The sequence below is a fragment of the Streptomyces sp. NPDC044002 genome, from assembly GCF_056434525.1.
In genome coordinates this window covers 49,611-70,096 of the sequence record NZ_JBWKEZ010000047.1, presented here as the reverse complement: position 1 = coordinate 70,096, position 20,486 = coordinate 49,611, and the positions used below count along the sequence as shown (strand labels likewise).

Annotated in this window: 15 protein-coding genes and 1 pseudogene; 10 read left to right on the top strand and 6 right to left on the bottom strand. The window is 74.3% G+C overall.

Annotation, left to right across the window (positions count from 1 at the left end; all coding sequences use genetic code 11):
- From AC07A6_RS29180 to AC07A6_RS29160, 5 genes are all read left to right on the top strand, one after another.
- Positions 1-975, top strand: a 975-nt coding sequence (locus AC07A6_RS29180; RefSeq protein ID WP_478779133.1) for a sulfate adenylyltransferase subunit 1, incomplete at its 5' end; no start/stop codon positions are given.
- 211 nt (positions 976-1,186) lie between these two features.
- The gene (locus AC07A6_RS29175; protein WP_478779132.1) at positions 1,187-2,314 is read left to right on the top strand and encodes an aliphatic sulfonate ABC transporter substrate-binding protein; all 1,128 of its coding nucleotides are present in this window, start codon (positions 1,187-1,189) and stop codon (positions 2,312-2,314) included.
- A 49-nt stretch (positions 2,315-2,363) separates the two neighbouring features.
- Complete coding sequence (locus AC07A6_RS29170; protein ID WP_478779131.1) at positions 2,364-3,155, top strand: ABC transporter ATP-binding protein; 792 nt, start codon at positions 2,364-2,366, stop codon at positions 3,153-3,155.
- Entirely contained in the window at positions 3,142-4,038 is an 897-nt protein-coding gene (locus AC07A6_RS29165) for an ABC transporter permease (RefSeq protein ID WP_362474075.1), read from the top strand. The genes AC07A6_RS29170 and AC07A6_RS29165 overlap by 14 nt, the downstream gene beginning before the upstream one ends.
- Positions 4,039-4,045: 7 nt before the next feature.
- Complete coding sequence (locus tag AC07A6_RS29160; protein WP_362474072.1) at positions 4,046-4,807, top strand: sirohydrochlorin chelatase; 762 nt, start codon at positions 4,046-4,048, stop codon at positions 4,805-4,807.
- Positions 4,808-4,845: 38 nt separating this feature from the next.
- Here AC07A6_RS29160 and AC07A6_RS29155 read toward each other — a convergent pair whose 3' ends face one another.
- Positions 4,846-5,847: a ketopantoate reductase family protein gene (locus AC07A6_RS29155; protein ID WP_362474069.1), complete on the bottom strand. Its 1,002-nt coding sequence runs from the start codon at positions 5,845-5,847 to the stop codon at positions 4,846-4,848.
- A gap of 44 nt (positions 5,848-5,891) precedes the next feature.
- Here AC07A6_RS29155 and AC07A6_RS29150 point away from each other — a divergent pair, with 44 nt between their 5' ends.
- Positions 5,892-6,743 carry an aldo/keto reductase gene (locus AC07A6_RS29150; protein WP_478779130.1) on the top strand — a complete coding sequence of 284 codons (852 nt, stop codon included), beginning with the start codon at positions 5,892-5,894 and terminating at the stop codon, positions 6,741-6,743.
- Between the two features lie 131 nt (positions 6,744-6,874).
- The gene (locus AC07A6_RS29145) at positions 6,875-8,434 is read left to right on the top strand and encodes an alpha/beta hydrolase (RefSeq protein ID WP_478779129.1); all 1,560 of its coding nucleotides are present in this window, start codon (positions 6,875-6,877) and stop codon (positions 8,432-8,434) included.
- 22 nt (positions 8,435-8,456) lie between these two features.
- Here AC07A6_RS29145 and AC07A6_RS29140 read toward each other — a convergent pair whose 3' ends face one another.
- Both AC07A6_RS29140 and mgt read right to left on the bottom strand, forming a co-directional pair.
- The gene (locus AC07A6_RS29140; protein ID WP_478779128.1) at positions 8,457-9,020 is read right to left on the bottom strand and encodes a DUF1697 domain-containing protein; all 564 of its coding nucleotides are present in this window, start codon (positions 9,018-9,020) and stop codon (positions 8,457-8,459) included.
- Positions 9,021-9,040: 20 nt separating this feature from the next.
- Positions 9,041-10,281, bottom strand: a pseudogene (mgt, locus tag AC07A6_RS29135) (macrolide-inactivating glycosyltransferase).
- 164 nt (positions 10,282-10,445) lie between these two features.
- Between mgt and AC07A6_RS29130 the strand changes: the two are divergent.
- Positions 10,446-11,309 carry a phosphotransferase enzyme family protein gene (locus tag AC07A6_RS29130; protein WP_478779127.1) on the top strand — a complete coding sequence of 288 codons (864 nt, stop codon included), beginning with the start codon at positions 10,446-10,448 and terminating at the stop codon, positions 11,307-11,309.
- 664 nt (positions 11,310-11,973) lie between these two features.
- On the opposite strand, the gene AC07A6_RS29125 is transcribed toward AC07A6_RS29130, so the two are convergent.
- Complete coding sequence (locus AC07A6_RS29125; protein WP_385766001.1) at positions 11,974-12,705, bottom strand: 3'-5' exonuclease; 732 nt, start codon at positions 12,703-12,705, stop codon at positions 11,974-11,976.
- 128 nt (positions 12,706-12,833) lie between these two features.
- Positions 12,834-14,117, bottom strand: coding sequence for an SAV2148 family HEPN domain-containing protein (locus AC07A6_RS29120; RefSeq protein WP_478779126.1), 1,284 nt, complete (start codon positions 14,115-14,117; stop codon positions 12,834-12,836).
- A 318-nt stretch (positions 14,118-14,435) separates the two neighbouring features.
- Between AC07A6_RS29120 and glgX the strand changes: the two genes are divergently transcribed.
- Positions 14,436-16,550, top strand: coding sequence for a glycogen debranching protein GlgX (gene glgX, locus AC07A6_RS29115; protein WP_362467147.1), 2,115 nt, complete (start codon positions 14,436-14,438; stop codon positions 16,548-16,550).
- On the opposite strand, the gene AC07A6_RS29110 is transcribed toward glgX, so the two are convergent.
- The gene (locus AC07A6_RS29110; protein ID WP_478779125.1) at positions 16,535-17,863 is read right to left on the bottom strand and encodes an MFS transporter; all 1,329 of its coding nucleotides are present in this window, start codon (positions 17,861-17,863) and stop codon (positions 16,535-16,537) included. The two genes, glgX and AC07A6_RS29110, sit on opposite strands and share 16 nt — an antisense overlap.
- Before the next feature lie 82 nt (positions 17,864-17,945).
- Between AC07A6_RS29110 and treY the strand changes: the two genes are divergently transcribed.
- Complete coding sequence (treY, locus tag AC07A6_RS29105) at positions 17,946-20,261, top strand: malto-oligosyltrehalose synthase (protein ID WP_478779124.1); 2,316 nt, start codon at positions 17,946-17,948, stop codon at positions 20,259-20,261.
- Positions 20,262-20,486: the final 225 nt, after the last annotated feature.

Here is a 20,486-nt window from a genome sequence, read left to right as displayed (position 1 = left end):
GTGGTCCTCGTCGACGCCCGCAACGGCGTCATCGAGCAGACCCGCCGGCACGCCGCCGTCGCCGCCCTCCTGCGCGTCCCCCACGTCGTCCTCGCCGTCAACAAGATGGACCTCGTGGACTACCAGGAGAAGGTCTTCGCGAAGATCGCCGAGGAGTTCAACGCGTACGCCTCGGAGCTGGGCGTCCCGGAGATCACCGCGATCCCGATCTCGGCACTGGCCGGCGACAACGTGGTCGAGCCCTCCGCGAACATGGACTGGTACGGCGGCCCGACGGTGCTGGAGCACCTGGAGACCGTCCCGGTCAGCCACGACCTGACGGCCTGCCCGGCACGTTTCCCGGTGCAGTACGTGATCCGCCCGCAGACCGCCGAGCACCCCGACTACCGCGGCTACGCGGGCCAGATCGCCTCCGGCGTGCTGCGCGTCGGCGAGGCCGTCACCGTCCTGCCGTCGGGCCGCACCTCGGTCATCGAGGGCATCGACGCCCTCGGCGAGTCCGTGGACATCGCGTGGTCCCCGCAGTCGGTGACCCTGCGCCTCAAGGACGACATCGACATCTCCCGCGGCGACCTCATCGCGCCGTCCGCGAGCGCCCCGGCGACCACGCAGGACGTCGTCGCCACCGTCTGCCACGTCGCCGACCAGCCGCTGGCCGTCGGCGCGCGGGTGCTGATCAAGCACACGACGCGCACGGTCAAGGCGATCGTCAAGGAGATCCCCTCCCGGCTGACGCTGGACGACCTGTCGCAGCACCCGAACCCGGGGCAGCTGGTGGCCAACGACATCGGCCGCGTCGTCGTCCGCACCGCCGAGCCCCTCGCGCTCGACGCGTACGCCGACTCCCGCCGCACCGGTTCCTTCCTGCTGATCGACCCGGCCGACGGCACCACCCTGGCGGCCGGCATGGCGGGCGAGTCCTTCGCCTCCAAGGCCGAGGTCGTGGCGGCGGACGAGGACGGGTGGGACTTCTAGTGATGCCCGCCGACATCTACTCCACTTTCGCGAAGGAGGGCGGCCGCGTAGGCAGCGGCGTCCTCGGCAGCGGTCAGGGAGGAGTGGCGCGATGTGCGCGATGACGTACGCGCACCCCGTGCGCACCTCCCCCGAGCCGTACCTGCCCCCGCATCACAGACGAAGACCTGCGCCGTAGTCCCATGACGGCGCGTCGAGAGGAAGTCCTCCCGTGCCTGCCACCGGTCATACCCGCAAGACCCTGCGCCGCGGCCTCGCCGCCGTCGCCGCCCTGCCGCTGCTGATCGGCGCCCTCGCCTCCTGCGGCTACGGGTCCCAGGCCGAGAAGTCCGCCGACGACGCCCAGCCGGCCGCCGCCGACGGCGGTCAGAAGCTCTCCGCGTCCGTGGTCCGCATCGGGTACTTCCCGAACCTGACCCACGCGACCGCCCTGGTCGGCCTCCAGGAAGGCCTGATCGAGAAGGAACTGGGCGGCACCAAGGTCAAGCCGCAGTCCTTCAACGCCGGCCCGTCCGAGATCGAGGCCCTCAACGGCGGCTCCCTCGACATCGGCTTCATCGGCCCCTCGCCGTCCATCAACGGCTACGTCAAGTCCAAGGGCTCCAACCTGCGGATCATCTCCGGCTCCGCATCCGGCGGCGTCAAGCTCGTCGTGAACCCGGACAAGATCAAGACCCTCGACGACCTCAAGAGCAAGAAGATCGCCACCCCGCAGAAGGGGAACACGCAGGACGTCGCGTTCCTCAACTGGATCTCCGAGAAGGGCTGGACGGTCGACCCCGAGTCCGGCAAGGGCGACGTCTCCGTCGTCCGCACCGACAACAAGGTCACCCCCGACGCCTTCAAGCAGGGCTCCATCGACGGCGCCTGGGTCCCCGAGCCCACCGCCTCCAAGCTCGTCTCCGACGGCGGCTCCGTCCTCCTCGACGAGGGCAGCCTGTGGCCCGAGAACAAGTTCGTGATCACGAACGTCATCGTGTCGCAGAAGTTCCTCAAGGAGCACCCGGACGTGGTCGAGGCCGTGCTGCGCGGCACGGTGAAGACCAACGAGTGGATCCACTCGAACCAGGACAAGGCGAAGGCCTCCGCGAACGCCCGGCTCCTCGCCGATACCGGCAAGGGGCTGGACCCGAAGGTCATCGACCCGGCGTGGCCGAGCATCTCGGTCACCGACGACCCGCTGGCCGCGACGCTGAAGAAGCAGTCGGACTGGGCCGTCAAGGCCGAGCTCCTGGAGAAGCCCGACCTGGCCGGCATCTACGACCTGACGCTCCTGAACAAGGTCCTCAAGGCCGCCGGCAAGCCCCAGGTCTCCGACGCCGGCCTCGGCGCCAAGTAATCCCGCCCCCTTGATCCACAGAAGCCAGCAATCCCAGGAGGTGACGGCCATGGCCACCACTCTCGCCAAGGCTGCCGAGGGCTCGGTAGCGGAGCAGACGCACGCCGCCCGCATCGAGCACGTCTCGAAGTCCTTCTCCGGCCCGGCCGGATCGCAGCTCGTCCTGGACGACATCAGCCTCGATGTCGCTCCCGGAGAGTTCGTCACGCTCCTGGGGGCCTCGGGGTGTGGCAAGTCCACCCTGCTCAACCTGGTCGCGGGTCTGGACAAGCCGTCGGCGGGGTCCATCGAGACCCTCGGCCGTCCGGCCCTGATGTTCCAGGAGCACGCCCTGTTCCCGTGGCTCACCGCGGGCAAGAACATCGAGCTGGCGCTGCGGCTGCGCGGGGTGCCGAAGGCCGGGCGCAGGCCGGAGGCCGAACGGCTGCTGGAGCTGGTCCGGCTCGGCGGCGCCTACGGCAAGCGCGTCCACGAACTCTCCGGCGGCATGCGCCAGCGCGTCGCCCTCGCCCGGGCCCTCGCCCAGGACAGCCGCCTCCTGCTGATGGACGAGCCCTTCGCGGCCCTCGACGCCATCACCCGCGACGTCCTGCACGGCGAACTCACCCGCATCTGGGAAGAGACCGGCCTGTCCGTCCTCTTCGTCACCCACAACGTGCGCGAGGCCGTCCGCCTCGCCCAGCGCGTCGTCCTCCTCTCCTCCCGCCCCGGGCGGGTCGCGAAGGAATGGACCGTGGACATCCCGCAGCCGCGCCGCATCGAGGACGCGGACGTCGCGGAACTGTCCCTCGAGATCACTGAACACCTGCGTGGGGAGATCCGCCGCCATGGCCAGCACTGACACCACTCCGAAGGCCACGGCGAAGACCGACGACCTGGCCGGCCTGGAAGCCGGCCTGGACGCGCTCGACGCGGTCCAGACCCACCGCACCCCGGTGCGCGAGGTCCTCGTCAAGAAGGTCCTGCCGCCGGTACTGGCCGTCGGCCTGGTCCTGGTGGTCTGGCAGGTCCTCGTCTCGCTGAAGGTCACCGACGAGACCAAGCTGCCCGCCCTGTCCGCCGTCTGGGACAGCCTGTCCGCGATGTGGCTGAAGGGCACGCTCCTCGAAGTCATCTGGACCTCGGTCTCCCGGGGCCTGCTCGGCTTCCTCCTCGCCCTGGCCATCGGCACCCCGCTCGGCCTGCTCGTCGCCCGGGTGAAGTTCGTCCGCGCGGCGATCGGCCCGATCCTCCAGGGCCTGCAGTCCCTGCCCTCGGTGGCCTGGGTGCCGCCGGCCGTGCTCTGGTTCGGCCTCAACGACGCCATGATGTACACGGTGATCCTGCTCGGCGCGGTGCCGTCGATCGCCAACGGCCTCGTCTCCGGCATCGACCAGATCCCGCCGCTGTTCCTGCGGGCCGGCCGCACCCTGGGCGCCACCGGCCTGCGCGGCGCCTGGCACGTCGTGCTGCCCGCCGCCCTGCCCGGCTACGTCGCCGGGCTCAAGCAGGGCTGGGCCTTCTCCTGGCGCTCCCTGATGGCCGCCGAGATCATCGCCAGCTCCCCCGACCTGGGCCTCGGCCTCGGCCAGCTGCTGGAGAACGGCCGCAACAACATCGACCTGCCGGGCGTGTTCCTCGCGATCATCCTGATCCTGGTCGTGGGCATCGCCATCGACCTGCTGATCTTCAGCCCCGTCGAGCGCTGGGTCCTGCGCAGCCGCGGCCTCCTGGTCAAGAACTGAGCACCCGATGTCCCGCGCACTTCTGGTCATAGCCCACGGCAGCCGCGATCCGCGGCACGCGGCGACCGTGCACGCCCTCGTCGGGCGGGCCCGGTCGCTGCGGCCCGGGCTCCGGGTGGAGACGGCCTTCCTGGACTTCAACGGCCCGACCGTCTCCCAGGCCCTGGCCTCCCTGTACCTGTCGGGCGTCCGCGAGGTGGTGGCCCTGCCGCTGCTCCTCACCCGGGCCTTCCACGCGAAGGCCGACATCCCTGCGGTCCTGGCGGAGTCGGCCGTCCGGCTCCCCGACCTCTCGGTCCGGGTGGCGGACGTCCTGGGCCCCCACCCCCTGCTGGTGGCCTCCCTGGAGCGCCGCCTCGCCGAGGCCGGCCTCGGCCTCACCCCGGCGGACCGCGCGACGACCGGTGTCGTCCTCGCGTCCGCCGGCTCCACCGACCCGGAGGCGATCGCAGTGATCGCTGAAATCGCGCGGGAGTGGCGGCACACCGGTTGGTGCGCCGTGCGGCCTGCGTTCGCCTCCGCTGCCCTTCCCCGCACGGAGGACGCCGTACGCGCCCTGCGCGCGGAGGGCGTCCGCCGCGTGGCGGTCGCCCCGTACGTCATCGCCCCCGGCTTCCTCCCCGACCGCATCGCGGCGGGCGCCGGGGCGGCGGGCGCGGACGTGATCGCGCCCGTCCTGGGCGCAGCCCCCGAGCTGGCCCGCCTCCTCCTGCACCGCTACGACACCGCGGCCCCGGCCCGCGCCCCGCACGAGGCCCTCACGGCCTGAGGTGCCGCCCCCGACACCGGGGCGGCGGCGCGGCACCGTCAGCCGCGGGCCGCGGCCTCGTCGGCCAGGGAGGTCAGGTCGGCGATGGACATCGCGCCCGGCGGGAGGCCTTCGCGGGCGAAGATGTTCGCCGCGTGGCGCAGGACGTCGTTCACCGGGGTGGGCACGCCGTGGAGGCGGCCCAGCAGGGAGATCTCACCGTTGAGGTAGTCGGCCTCCACCGAGCCCGTGCCGCGGGCCAGGCTCTGCCAGGAGGAGCCGCCCCGTACGCCCGCCGGCTGGTCGACCTTGCCGTCCCGGGCCGCCGACTGCTCGGCCTCGGTGACGTAGCCGATGCCCGCCGCGTCGAAGGCGGCCTTGCCCTCCCGGACGGCCCGCAGCAGCAGCGCCGCCTTGGCCGGCTCCGGCTCGGGGCCGGTGGTCGCCTGGATGGCGTTGCCCAGGTTGCCGAGCAGCTTCGCGTACTTCCACCGCATCACGTCCTCGACGACGGGCGCCTCGAAGCCCGCCCCGCCGAGGTCGGCGGCGATCGCCCGGATCCGCGCGTCCGACCCGCCGGCGGCCCGCCCGAGGTGCAGGATCCCGGTGAGCGGGGTGCACAGGGCCGAGACCACTCCCGGCTCCAGGAAGGTGGCGGGGAGCCAGAGGCAGACCCCGTACACCCGCGAGAAGCGGCGGAGGGCGAGGCGTTCGCTCTCCACGCCGTTCTGCGCGCACAGCAGCGGCAGCCGCTGCGCGGCCGTGCCGCCGCCGGCGACCTCCGCGTCGCCCCACGCGTCCAGGGCGGCGATGGCGTCCTGTGTCTTCACGGTGAGCAGCAGTACGTCGTCCGGGCGGAGTTCGCCCAGCTCCGACGGGCCGGTGACCACGGGGAGCCGGTGGACGCGGGTGCCGTCGGCGGTGGTGAGCCGCAGCCCGTCGGCCTTCAGGGCCTCGGCGTGCGCGCCGCGCGCGACGAGGACGACCTCCCGGCCCGTTCCGGCGAGGCGTCCGCCGATGGTCGCGCCGATCGCACCGGCGCCGATGATGATGTAACGCATGCCCCGAGCCTGACACACCCGTCGGGCCCGGCTACGGTCGGGCCATGACGAACTCGACGCTCCTGCTGGGCGGGGACCTGCCCGTCCGCCGTCTCGGTCTCGGTACGGGCGGGCTGGTCGGTACCGGCTACTGGGGGCCGCGCGGCAGCCGCGCCGACGCGCGGGCGCTGCTGCGGGCCGCGGTGGAGCGGGGCGTGACGCTGATCGACACCGCCGACAACTACGGGCCCGACCTGGCCGAGGAGTTGGTCGCCGAGGCCCTGCACCCGTACGGGGAGCGGCTGGTGGTCGCCACGAAGGGCGGGGTGGTGCGCACCGGGCCGGACGAATGGCATGTGGCGGGCCGTCCCCAGGAGTTGCGGCGGATGTGCGAGGCGAGCCTGCGGCGGCTGCGGCTGGAGCGGATCGACCTGTACCAGCTGCACCGCTTCGACCCGGCGGTGCCGATGGCCGAACAGCTGGGCGCGCTCGCGGAGTTGCGGGCGGAGGGGAAGATCCGGCACATCGGCCTGAACACCGTCACGGCGCAGCAGCTGCTCCTGGCGGCGGAGTCGGTACCGGTCGCGGCCGTGCAGAACCCGTTCAACCTGCGGGACCGGTCCTCCGCCGAGGTGCTGGCGCTGTGCGAGGCGCGGGGGATCGCCTTCCTGCCGTACTACCCGCTGGGCAGCGGGTCGCTGACCCGCGAGGGCGCGGCCGCCGTCGCGGAGGTGGCCGCGTCGCACGGGGCGGCCCCGGGGCAGGTGGCGCTGGCGTGGCTGCTGCACCGCTCGCCGGTCCTGTGCCCGACGCCGGGGACCGGCTCGCCGGCGCACCTGGCGGAGAACCTGGCCGCGGCGTCGCTGTCCCTGTCCGACGGTGACCTGGCGCTGCTCGACGCGGTGGGGGCCGGGTAGGGCGTCCGGCCGGCCGGGTGGCACCGGCGCGGGGGCGGGCTACGCTGGAAGCGACGTGATCGTTCCGGGCCGGGTGCCGGGGCCGGGGGCGGCAGCCCGCCGCCGGAGGGGGCCGACCCCCGGGAGGTGCCGTGCGCCCCGCCCTTTCGCTGTGCGCCGCCGCACTCGTCGCCGCCACGCTGGGTGCCACCACGCTCGGTGCCACCGCGCTCGGGGCGGCCGGCTCGCCGCCGCCGAGTCCCGACGACCCGCGGCTCGCCCGGTTCTACGGGCAGCGGATCGACTGGGGCCCGTGCCCCGCGTCGTTCGAGGACTCCATGCGCTGCGGGCGCCTCACGGTGCCGCTGGACTACGGGGACCCCGCCCGGGGCACGGTCGAGCTGGCGCTCACCCGCTTCCCGGCCACCGGCCCGCACCGGCTCGGGTCCCTGGTGCTCAACTACGGAGGGCCCGGCGGCCCCGGGGTCAGCGCGCTCGGGGAGCGGATCCAGGACCTCGGCCGCACCGAGCGCTACCGGGACCTGGCCGAGTCGTACGACCTGGTCGCCTTCGACCCGCGCGGGGTCGGCGAGAGCGCGCCCATCAGCTGCGGCGGCGCCCTCCCGCTGAAGGACCCCGACTCCGCCGACGGCGCCGCCCTGCTGCGCGGCACCGAGGCGGCGCAGCGCGCCTGCCGGGCACGTTCGGGGCCCGTCCTGCCGTACGTGGGGACGGTGAACGTCGCCCGGGACCTGGACGTGCTGCGCCAGGCCCTCGGGGACCGGAAGCTGAACTACCTCGGCTGGTCCTACGGCACGCGCATCGGTGTCGTGTACGCGGCGCAGTTCCCGGGGCGTACGGGGCGGATGGTGCTCGACGGGGTCGACACCCTCTCGGACTCCCTGGCCGACCAGGCGTTGGAGACGGCGCGGGGGCAGCAGCGCGCGTACGACGCCTTCCTCGACTGGTGCGCCGGGCTGCCGGGCTGCGTGTTCTCCGGGGTGACCCGGAGGGAGGCGAACGGGCGGACCGCCGCGCTGGTAGCGGAGCTGGACGGCCGGCCGCTCGCGGCGAAGGGCGGTGCGAAGTTCGGCGGGCAGGACCTGGCGCTGGCGCTGGAGAACCATCTGTACGCGCCCTCCCAGTGGCCCGCCCTGGCCCGGGGGCTGGGCGCGCTGGTGCGGGAGCGGGACCCGTCGGGGCTGCTGGAGTCCGCGGCTCCGGAGGAGGACAACGTGGCGGCCGCCTGGGCGGCGGTGAGCTGCGCCGACTATCCCGACCGGGGGGTCGGCGGCGACCCGGTGGCGTTCCAGCGGCAGCTGGACGCGCTGCGGCCGCGGTTCCTGGCCGCTTCGGAGGTCTTCGGGCCCGGCGAGCTGACCGAGATCGCCTACTGCCAGGGCTGGCCCGCGCCCACCGACCCCACCTCGGCGATCCACGGCGTCGAGGCGCCGCCGATGCTGCTGGTGGGCGGCCGCGGGGACCCGGCCACCCCCTACCCGTGGACGGAGCAGACCGCGCGGGTGCTCGGCAATGCCGTCGTCCTGGACCACAAGGGCGAGGGGCACACCGGTTTCGGCCGCTCGCGGTGCGTGACCCAGTACGTGGAGCGGTTCCTGCTGGAGGGCCGGCTGCCGCATTCGACGGCGGTGTGCCCGGCCGAGGGGATCGACGCCGAGGGCCACGAGACCGTCGAGCCGTCGGGGCGCTGAGCCGGGCCGGGCCGTCCCGTTTTCACGGGCGGGTCAGCTCCACGAGCTTGACGACGGTGTTCCAGTTGCGGGTGGTGACGTCCAGGCCCTTGACGACGGCGGGCCGGGCGAGGGCCTCGCCCAGTTTGGAGCGGCCGAGGCCGTCCGGGGCGTAGAGGTAGAGGACGCGGTCCCCGAGCCGGTACTCCTCCGGGAGGTACGCGGCGCCGTCGAGCGCGGCGAAGCGCTCGGGGCCGGGCTGCTCGGAGAGGAAGGTGGCGTGGAGCTGTTTGCCCTCCAGTTCGGCCGCCGGGAAGGGGCAGGCCGCGGCGACGGCCGCGAGGTGGTCCCCGTCGACGACGAGGCAGGGCACCCGGAAGCCGAAGTGGGCCTCGATGGCCGCCTCCAGGCCCCGGGCGAGGGCGGTGGTGTCGGTCTCCGCGCTGCTGAAGACGGCGTTGCCGCTCTGCAGGTACGTCTGTACGTCGCCGTGGCCGAGGCCCTCCAGTACGGAGCGCAGCTCGGCCATCGGGACCTTCTTGTTCCCGCCGACGTTGATGCCGCGCAGGAGGGCGGCGTACTTCTTCGTGCCCGTTGTCTTCGTCATGGCCGCACCCTAGGCGGTGGCTAGGACAGTGCGGCTTCGATGAGGTCGGCGGCCTGCCGCGTACCGCCCTCGGAGGCCATGCCGGCGCGGACGGCCTCCGCGCGGACGGCGACCTCGGGGTCGGCGAGCAGGCCGAGGACGGCCTCGCGGAGGGTGGCGGCGTCCGCGTCCTCGGTGTCGACGCGGCGGGCGACACCGAGGGCGGCCAGCATGTCGGCGTTGCCGAACTGGTCGACGGCCTGCGGCACGGCGACCATCGGGGTCGCGGTGGCCAGGCCCTCCTGGCTGCCGCCGGCTCCGGCGTGGGTGATGAAGGCGTCGGCCTGGCGCAGGATGTCCAGCTGGGGTACCCAGCGGTGGACCTCGACGTTGGCGGGGACCGCGCCCAGTTCGGCCTCGTCGGTGAACTTGCCGATCTGCAGGACCACGTGCCAGTCGGGGAGGCCGCCGAAGGCCTCGATGCAGGCGCGGTAGAAGGCGGGCTGGTTGGTGAAGGTGGAGCCGAGGGAGACCAGGAGCACCTTCTTCCCCTCGGCGGAGGCGGGCCGCTCCCAGGTGCCCTGGGTGGCGCTGCGGTCGCCCTGGCAGGCGCCGACGAAGGTGTGGACGGACTCGTCGACCCGGTCGGCGTACGGCTGGAGGGCGCGGGGGATCAGGACGATGCTGCGCGGCGGGCGGCCGACGAAGTGGTCGGAGTCCTCGTCGATGCCGTTCTCGTCGAGCCAGGCGCGGAAGCGCGCGTAGTAGGCCCGCCCGCGCTCGGAGGCGCGCAGTTGCTCCGTCATCGGGGCGGCGACCTCCTCCTCGTAGCCGGTCCAGGCGACCAGGTTCGGGGAGAGGGAGATCTCGGGGACTCCCCAGCGGCGGGCGAGGACCTTCGCCGAGTAGGCGGTGATGTCGTGGAGGACGAGGTCGGGTTCGTCGCCCTCGAAGGCGTCGGCGAGCTGCGGGAGCGCCTGGACGGCGTCGTTCAGGAAGGGCTCGATGTTGTCGATGAGCTCGGTGCCCCAGGCCTCGGGCTCGTCCTCGGTGGGCAGGACGGACTTCCAGATCACCGGAGTGGCACCGGTCTCCGCGACCTTCTCGGCGAAGGGGGCGGGGATGGCGTAGCTGACGCGGTGGCCCCTGGCGACGAGCTCCCGGATCACTTCGATGCTCGGGTTCACGTGCCCGGGGGCGGCGATGGAGAACATGGCGATGTGTGCGGGCTTGGCTGCTGAAGTCATGAGCCGACCATAACGAGACGAGACGTCTCGTGCAATTGAAATGGCTCCGGCCGGGCCGGCCTGCCCGAAAGTCGATGCCTTGGCCGATTCCCGCCCCATCGGGCGGCACCGGAGCCCGTCGGGCCCGCCCGGGCCCGGAATGCGAGACTGGGCGGACTCACGGTGATCACGACGATCCGGCGAAGGACGAGACGAACGCATGGACGAGGCGCGGGCCAGGGACGTACTGGCGCAGGCGGGACTCGCGGGCACCGGGGCGGACCGCCCGGAGCTGCTCGCCTTCGGCGAGAACGCCGTCTTCGCGGCCGGCGGCCTGGTGGTCAAGGTGGGCCGCGAGGCGGCCCTGCTGGAACGGGCCCAGCGGGAACTCGCGGTGGCCGGCTGGCTCGCGGAGGCCGGGATCCCGGCGGTCCGGGCCGCCGAACCCGAGCCCCGGCTGATCGGCGGGCACCCGCTGACCGTCTGGCACCGGCTCCCGGACCCGGTGCGCCCGGCCGGCCCCGAGGACCTCGCGGCGCTGCTCCGGCAGCTGCACGCGCTGCCCGCGCCCTCCTTCGCGCTGCCCGCGCGGGACCTGCTGGGCGGGGTCGAGCGGTGGCTCAGGCTGGCCGGCGACGCCGTCGACCCCGCGGACGCGGCGTACCTGCGCGCCCGGCGCGACGCCTACGCGGGCGAGGTCGCCGCGCTCACCCCGCACCTGGCCCCCGGCCCCGTCCACGGCGACGCCCTGCCGCGCAACGTGCACGTGGGCCCGGACGGGCCGGTCCTGGTGGACCTGGAGACCGTCTCCTCGGACCTGCGCGAACACGACCTGGTGGTGATGGCCCTGTCCCGCGACCGGTACGGGATGCCGGCCGCCGCCTACGAGGCCTTCACGGCGGCGTACGGCTGGGACGTCCGGGAGTGGGAGGGCTGCGCGGTCCTGCGCGGCGCCCGCGAGACGGCGAGCTGCGCCTGGGTCGCCCAGCACGCCCCCGCCAGCCCGAAGGCCCTCGCCGAGTTCCGCCGCCGCGTGGCCTCACTCCGCGAAGGCGACACGGAAGCCCGCTGGCACCCCTTCTAGGCCGTCTCTTCCGGATCTTGCTCCCCCGGCTACCGCTGGGAGGTACCCCCAGACCCGCGCCGCCCGGCACCGCACCTCGCCGCGTTGGCGGAGCACCCGAGTACGTCCAGTACAAGGGCGCCCCGCCGACGCGCCGATGCACGGCACCTGGGGCCCCTCCCAGCGGTAGCCGGGGGAGCCGCGGGCCCACTCTCCGGGCGGACGGCGCCAGGGTGTGGACACCCTGGAACCCCGCCGGGCCGCCGGCCGCCGCTTCGGCGTGGCGTGCCGCAAGGGGGCCTGCCGCCGCCTTCCGCGCCGCCCCGTCAGGGAACCCGGTCGCAAGGACCGCGTTCGGCACGCGCCCGGGCCCCTGCACAGCCGTCGGGGGCGGCGGCTCGCCCGGGGCGGGCCCCGGTCACCCCGCGCACACACCGCGCCGGTCCGCCCCGGGCACGGAAACCCGGCGGGCGGCCCGGGCACCACCGCGCGCATCCCCGCGGCGACGCGTACGGCGACCCCCGCCGCCGCGACGTCCGGGCCGCGTGCCGGGCGGCGCCACCCCCAGGGGGCTCAGGCCGGGGACGGGGCCGTGGACCCTCGCCGCCACCTCGCCGCGCTCGCTGGTCCACCCGCCCCTGCGCGGCGGCCCCGCCCCGGCGGAGGGCTCACGTCCGAGCAGGGCTCAGGCCCGGGCCGGGGCCGGGAGCAGGCCGCGCAGGGGCCAGGCCGTGTCGATCACCGCGTCCGGGCTGCCCTGGCGGCGCAGGTAGGACTGGAAGTCACGGGCCCAGCGGGCGTGCCAGCCGCCCTGGCGGTCGTGCAGCTCGGCCGGGCTGAGCGCGGCGACCTCCGGGTGCCGGGCGGCTATCGCCCGGGCGACCTGGACCGCCGCCAGCGCGTCGGCCCCCGCGTCGTGCGCCGCGTCGAGGGTGACCCCGTACACCCCGCACACCGCCTCCAGCGTCCGCTTGCCGCGCCGGAAGCGGTCCACGGCCCTGTCTATCGTCAGCGGGTCCACCACCGGCCCGGTCTCGGGCCCGCCCAGCCGGTCGGCGAGCGAGGGCAGCCCGTACCGGGCCAGCTCGGCCGAGAGCAGCGTCAGGTCGAAGGCCGCGTTGTAGGCGACGACCACCGCGCCGCCGCGCCAGTGCTCCACCAGCGCCGCCGCGACCTCCTCGGCGACCTCCCCGGCCGGGCGGCCCTCGGCGACGGCCCGCTCCGTGCTGATCCCGTGGATCGCCGCGGCCTCCCCCGGGATCGGTATGCCCGGATCCGCGAGCCAGCCGCGCCGCGCGCGGACCTCGCCGCCCCGCACCTCGACCACCGCGGCCGTCACGATCCGGGACTCCCCCGGCTCCGTTCCGGTCGTCTCCAGGTCGAACCCGACCAGCGCTCCCCCGTGCCACGCCTCCATGACGCGCCCCTCCCCCGTGTTTCCGGTCAACGCGTTTCAGCCTGCCACGCGCCACTGACACCCGGCCGGGGCACCCCCCGGAGGCCGGCCCCGACCCGACCTGGTAGGCCCGCCCCGCGGCACCGCCCTCACGACACCGGCCGCGAGTCCTCCCACACCGACTCGAACTCCTCCCGGTACGTCTGGAACAGCCCGTGGTCGGCGTCCTTCGGCACGCCCCGCCCGCCCCCGCGCAGCACCAGCACCGGCGCTTCCATCCCCCGGGCCCGCCGCAGGTACGACTGGACCACCGCGATGCCCGAGGACTGCCCCTCCACCAGATAGGCGGTGAAGCGCGGGGTCTCGTCGAAGACGTGGATGTCGAACCGCGACGGGTCCTTCAGGCCCGCCCGCACCCTGCGCACGTGCAGGATGTTCATCTCCACCGACCGGCTCAGCTCGCCCTTGCGCAGCCCCAGCTCCCGCTCGCGCCGCTTGACCGCGCTGCTCGCCGGGTTCAGGAACAGCAGCCGCACCCGGCAGCCCGCCTCCGTCAGCCGGACGAGCCTGCGCCCCGAGAAGTTCTGCACCAGCAGGTTGAGGCCTATGCCGATGGCGTCGAGCCGCCGGGCGCCCCCGAACAGGTCCTCCGCCGGCAGCTGCCGCTGCAGCCGCACCCGGTCCGGGTGGACCGAGATGACGTCCGCGTACCGGTCCCCGACCAGGTCCTCGACGGCGTCGATCGGCAGCCGGTCCGCCGAGGGGCTGCCCGAGCCGGCGCCCAGCACCTCCAGCAGCCGCGCCGAGGCGCGCTCCGCCTGCTCCAGCACCGCCCGCGACAGCGCCCGGTTGCGGGAGACCACGTTCCGGGTGACCTCCAGCTCGTCGAGCGCCAGCTCGATCTCGCGCCGGTCGTCGAAGTACGGCTCGAAGCAGGGCCAGTGCTGGACCATCAGCTCCCGCAGCTGCGGGAGCGTCAGGAAGCTCAGCACGTTGTCGTCGGCCGGGTCGAGGAGGTAGCCCTTGCGCCGGCTGACCTCGCGCACGGCCACCGCCCGCTGCACCCACTCCTGCCCGGCGGGGCCGGCCGCGGCGACGACCCAGTCGTCCCCTCCGTGCACCGGCTCGTAGACGGGCCGCAGCACGGCGCCGACCACCGACCGCAGCCGCTGTTCGATGAGATTCAGCCAGATGTACGCACGGCCCGCGCGCTGGGCCCGCGTACGGACCTCGCTCCACGCGTCCGCGCCCCAGTCCAGCTCGGCCCCCGCCCGCGCGTCCCCGGCCGCCTGCGGGGCCAGCGACACCGCCGCCCCGGCCGCCGCAGCGCCCGGCGCGCCGCCGGACGTACCGCCCGGACCGCCCGCGGCGTCCACCGGGCCACCCTCGTGACCGCTGTCACCAGGGGGCAGCTCCAGACCTCCCGAGCTCACCCGTGCACCGCCTTCTGCGTCTGGACGCCCGTCTCCAGTGATCACGGAAGGGTACTCCGCGCACGCGGCCCGACGCAGCCCGAAGCCGTCCCATGTGACGTCAGGTCCCCTGGTCCGGCTGTCCGTTGACCCATTATGTGATGCCCGGACAGTCCGTTGACCCTCATATCAGCTCTCCGGTTCACCCGTCGGCAGCATTCCAAGTCCACGCGTGCGGACCCTCTTTCGGGGAAGATCTGGCAGAGACGCGATCCGTGCCGGATCCAGCCGGATCACGGACCGGACCGAGCCGGACCAGGACGGGAAGAGTCGTTAACCATGCAAGTCTGGCCGGGGCAGGCGTATCCGCTGGGCGCCACGTACGACGGCGCGGGCACCAACTTCGCTGTCTACTCCGAGGTCGCCCGGCGCATCGAGCTGTGCCTGCTGCACGACGACGGCTCGGAGACCGCCGTCGAGCTGCGCGAGACGGACGCCTTCGTCCGCCACGCCTACCTGCCGGGGATCATGCCCGGCCAGCGGTACGGGTTCCGCGTGCACGGCCCGTACGAGCCCGAGCGCGGGCAGCGCTGCAACGCGGCGAAGCTGCTGCTGGACCCGTACGCGCGGGCCATCAGCGGGAAGGTGTCCTGGGGCGAGGAGGTGTACGGCTACCACTTCGGCCGGCCGGACTCCCGCAACGACCTGGACTCGGCCCCGCACACCATGAGTTCGGTCGTGGTGAACCCGTACTTCGACTGGGCCAACGACCGGCCGCCGCGCCACGAGTACCACCACACGGTGCTCTACGAGGCGCACGTGAAGGGCCTGACCATGCGCCACCCCGACCTCCCGGAGGAGCTGCGGGGCACCTACGGGGCGCTCGCGCACCCGGCGGTGATCGGGCACCTGGCGAAGCTCGGGGTGACGGCGCTGGAGCTGATGCCCGTGCACCAGTACGTCAACGACCACCGCCTGGTGAACGACGGGCTCAGCAACTACTGGGGCTACAACACCATCGGCTTCTTCGCCCCGCACAACGGCTACGCCTCCGGTGACCGGGGCCAGCAGGTGCTGGAGTTCAAGTCGGCGGTGCGGGCCCTGCACGAGGCCGGCATCGAGGTGATCCTCGACGTGGTCTACAACCACACCGCCGAGGGCAACCACCTGGGCCCGACGCTGTCCTTCCGCGGCCTGGACAACGCCTCCTACTACCGGCTCGCGGACGACCCCCGGCACTACACGGACACCACCGGCACCGGGAACTCGCTGCTGATGCGCTCCCCGCACGTCCTCCAGCTGATCATGGACTCGCTGCGGTACTGGGTGACCGAGATGCACGTGGACGGCTTCCGCTTCGACCTCGCGGCCACCCTGGCCCGGCAGTTCCACGAGGTGGACCGGCTGTCCTCGTTCTTCGACCTGGTGCAGCAGGACCCGGTGGTCAGCCAGGTGAAGCTGATCGCGGAGCCCTGGGACCTGGGCGAGGGCGGCTACCAGGTGGGGAACTTCCCACCGCTGTGGACCGAGTGGAACGGCAAGTACCGCGACACCGTACGGGACTTGTGGCGGGGGCAGCCGCGCACCCTCGCGGAGTTCGCGGGACGGCTGACGGGCTCCTCCGACCTCTACCAGGACGACGGGCGGCGGCCGCTGGCCTCCATCAACTTCACCACCTGCCACGACGGCTTCACCCTGAACGACCTGGTCTCGTACAACGAGAAGCACAACGAGGCCAACCGGGAGGGCAACCGGGACGGGGAGACCCACAACCGGTCCTGGAACTGCGGGGCCGAGGGGCCGACGGAGGACCCCGGGATCCTGGAGCTGCGCGAGCGGCAGATGCGGAACTTCACCGCCACCCTGATGCTGTCGCAGGGCGTGCCGATGCTCAGCCACGGCGACGAGTTCGGCCGCTCCCAGGAGGGCAACAACAACGCCTACTGCCAGGACAACGAATTGTCCTGGGTGACCTGGCCCGAGCCCGGCAAACCGCCGCCCTCGCTGCTGGAGTTCACCCGGCGGATGGTGTGGCTGCGCCGCGACCACCCGGTGTTCCGGCGGCGCCGGTTCTTCCACGGCCGGCCGGTGGAGGGCACGCACGACGAACTCTCCGACATCGCCTGGTTCACCCCGCACGGCGAGGAGATGCGGGCGCGGGACTGGCAGGCGCAGCACGCGCGGGCGCTGACCGTGTTCCTCAACGGGGAGGCGATCTCCGAGCCGGGCTCGCGCGGGGAGCGGATCACCGACGACTCGTTCCTGCTGATGTTCAACGCGGGCGCCGAACCGCAGGACTTCACCGTCCCGGCCGGCCACGGGGCGCACTGGCGGCTGGTCGTGGACACGGCGCGGGCGGAGGTACTGCCACCCGGTACCGGGCCGCAGTACGCGGCCGGGGACCGGGTGGCCCTGACGGGACGGTGCCTGGTGGTGCTTCAGCGGCCGGCGTAGCCGGTCCCAGAGCCGGCGGCCGAGTCCTCCGGGGAGCCGGTGCGCTGGGCCGGGATGAACAGCTTCGGAGGGGCCGGGGCCGGGGCCCGGTCCGGGGCAGGGGCCTGGGGCCGGGCCGACGGCACCCGGGTGACGAGGGCGATGACCAGGCACAGCGCGGCCGCGCCCACCGCGACGGCGAAGGCCCCGGCGGGCCCGTACGACTCGGCGAGCCGCCCGGAGACGGCCAGCGCGGCGGCCTGCCCGGCCACCAGGGAGCTGGCGGCGAAGGCCATCGACTCGGCGAGCCGGGCGGGCTCCACCACCCGCTCGGTGAGCGCGAACGCGGTGATCAGGTGCGGGGCGTACGCGGCGCCGAGGACGGTGACGACCAGGTACAGCGGCCACAGGGTCTCGGTGAACAGCAGCGGCACGGAGAGGAGCAGCGCGGCGCCGGTGGCCACCCGCCAGCGCAGCCGCAGTCCGAAGCGGGCGGGCAGCGCGCCGAGCGCGAGGCCGACGGCGGCGCTGACGACGCCCATGGCCGCGTACACGATGCCGGCCTGGCCGGGGACGCCCAACTGCGCGGTGAGCGAGGCGATTCCGGCCTGACAGCCGCCGAACATGGCGCCCTGGAGGGCGAGGGAGCCGCGTACGGCGTGCACCACGCGGGGCTGCCGGGCGCGCAGGGCCCCGTCGGTCCGCTCCGGCGCGGGGGTCCCGGCCGTGACGGCGGCGGTCGGGTGCAGGGCGTACGCGGTGCCGAAGACGGCCACCAGGGCGGCGGCGCCGCCGAGGGCGACGGCCGGGTGCGCCACGAGCGCGGCGAGGCCGACGAGGGCCGGGCCGAAGACGAACGAGACCTCGTCGAGGGTGCCTTCGAGCGAGTGCACGGCGCCGACGGTCTTCTCGTCGGCCTTCGCACGGTGCGCGAGCGCGACGGAACGGGTGCGGGCGAGCGGCCCGATCAGGGGCACGGAGGCCCCGGTGACGGCGCCGATCGCGGCGAGCGGGGCGGTCGCGAGCCCGCCGAGGGCGCCGGCCACGAGCGCGCCGGTGGCGAGGGCGTTGGCGGCCGCCGCTGCGAGGACGACGGGCCGCTGCCCGTGGCGGTCGGCGAGGCGTCCGAGGAGGGGGCCGAAGACCACCTGGCCGGCGGAGAGGGTGCCGCCGACGATTCCGGCGGTGGCGAGCGAGCCGCTGGTCTCGGCGACCAGCAGGACGCTCCCGAACTGGGACATCGCGACGGGCAGTCGGGCGAAGAAGGAGACGAGCGGGAGTAGGGGCCCGGTCAGGGCGATGACGTGACGATAGGTACTGACGGTTCCAACCACTTGATCGACACTAACGCGGCGCAGTCACCCGGATGCATTGGGTAATGGCACGGAATCGTGCGGGCTGGGTACGTACGTTCTCATGAGCCTGGGGTATTCAATCAGCCAATCGGAATCCGGTGTTCAGACGCCGGTCGTTCCGGCGTCGACCTACCGTGTCCAGCTGGGCCCGCGCTTCACGTTCGCGGCGGCCGGGGCAGCCGTACCGTACCTCTCCTCGCTCGGCGTGTCACACCTGCACCTGTCCCCCGTGCTGGAGGCGGTGCCGGGCTCGGAGCACGGGTACGACGTCACCGACCACGCCAGGGTACGGGCCGAGCTGGGCGGCGAGCGGGGTCTGCGCGCGCTCGCGGCGGCCGCCCGGGCCCACGGGCTCGGGCTGGTCCTGGACATCGTCCCGAACCACATGGCGGTACCGGTGCCGCTGCGGCTCAACCGGCCCCTGTGGGAGGTGCTGCGGGAGGGGCCGCAGTCGCCGTACGCGCGGTGGTTCGACATCGACTGGGAGGGCGGCGGGGGGCAGGTCCTGCTGCCGGTGCTGGGCGGGGAGGACGAGGCCGGGAAGGGCCGGGTGGACCGCGGCGCGGGGGTGCTCCGGTACGGGGCGCACGAGTTCCCGCTGCGGGCGGGCACCGCCTCGCTGCCGATGCCGGAGCTGCTGGCCGCGCAGTGGTACCGGGCCGCATGGTGGCGCGAGGCCCGGACGGGGCTCAACTACCGCCGCTTCTTCACCATCTCCGACCTGATCGGGGTGCGGGTGGAGGACCCCGCCGTGTTCGCGGCGAGCCATGCCAAGGTGCTCCAGCTGGTGCGGGACGGGGTGGTGTCCGGCCTGCGGATCGACCACGTCGACGGGCTGGCGGATCCGGAGCAGTACCTGCGGCGGCTGCGGGCCGCGGCCGGGGACGGCTGCTGGGTGGTCGTGGAGAAGATCCTGGCCCGCCGGGAGCAGCTGCCCGCGTCCTGGCCGGTGGCCGGCACCACCGGGTACGACGCGCTGCACCGCGTCGACGGGGTGTTCACCGACCCGGCGGGGGCGGAGCGGCTGGCCCGCGCGTACGGGGAGTGCGGGGAGTCCGGGGGTGGCGCCGCCTCGTGGGAGGAGACCGCCGCGGCCGCGACGCGGGAGGTGCTGACCGTCGACCTGGCCGCCGAGCTGGCCCTGCTGGAGCGCTGGGCCGGGCCGGAACTGGCGGGCGGTGTACGGGAGTTGCTGCTCGCCTTGCCCGTGTACCGGACGTACCCGGGCGGCCCGGGGCCGTCTGCGGGGACCCTGGAGCGGGCCGCCGCGCGGGCGGGGGCCCGCGCGGTGGAGGGCGTACGGGCGCTGCTGCTGCGGGACCCCGCCTTCGCGGCGCGCTTCGCCCAGACCTCGGCGGCCCTGCGCGCCAAGTCCCTGGAGGACCGCGCCTTCTACCGGTGGGCGCCGCTGCTGTCGGCCACCGAGGTGGGCGGGGAACCCGGGGACCCGGCGGTGTCGGTCGCCGAGTTCCACGCGTACTGCGCCGGGCTGGAACGGGACTGGCCCGCCTCGGGGACGGTGCTGTCCACGCACGACACGAAGCGCAGCGCGGACGTACGGGCCCGGATCGCGGTGCTGTCGCAGGCCCCGGAGGCGATGGGGGTGGCGGGAGTGCCGGAGGGGGTGTCGAGGGCGGATCCGCGGCTGGCGTGGGTGGCCCGGCAGAGCGCGCTCGGGCTGGGCGGGGCGCCCGAACGGGAGTCCCGGCTTGCGGCGGCCCTGCTGAAGGCCGCGCGGGAGGCGGGGGTGTACACCTCCTGGACCGACCCCGACGAGGAGTACGAGGCGCGGATCGCGGACCTGGTGCCCCGGGAGGCGGTGGAGCTGCCGCCTGACCTGGCGGAGGCGGCCCGCGCCAACGTGCTGGGGATGACCCTGCTGCACCTGGCGATGCCGGGGGTTCCGGAGGTGTACCAGGGCGCCGAGTACGAGTACAGGGCGCTGGTCGACCCCGACAACCGCCGCCCCGCCGAGTTCCCCCGGGAGGCACTGGCCGCCCTGGACGCCGGCGCCGCCCCGGCGGACCTCCCGCGGGAGAAGCTCGCGCTGACGGCGGCCCTCCTACGGCTGCGCCGCGACCGGCCCGGGCTGTTCGCCGGGTACGCCCCCCTCGCCGCCCGGGGCCCCGCGGCCGGCCACTGCCTGGCCTTCACCCGCCCGCCCGGCCTCATCGCGGTGGCCACCCGCCTCTCCCACCGCCTGGCCGCGGCCGGCGGCTGGCGGGACACCGCCCTGGACCTGCCCCCGGGGCGGTGGGGGGTGGTGGGGGGTGCCGGGGGTGCGGGGGGTGCCGCGTACGAGGGGCGGGTGGTGCTTGCGGAGCTGCTGGAGGGGCTGCCGGTGGCGGTGCTGGTGCGGGGGCGGGGGCGGGGGTAGCGGGCTCCATGCCGTCCGGATCAGAGAAGGTTCGGGGTTTCCCGGCAGTCCCATCGTCCTTCCGTGTCGGGCCGGTCCCTCAAGGGCGCTCCCTCCGGTCGCGTCACTGCGTGATCGCCTTCGGCGACCCTTGACCGACCGGCCCGCCCCGGAACGCCGAAAGACTGCCGGGAAGCCCCCGAAGGAACGGTCACCGGGGGAGAGTCGGAGGGGCGGGTCCCTCAA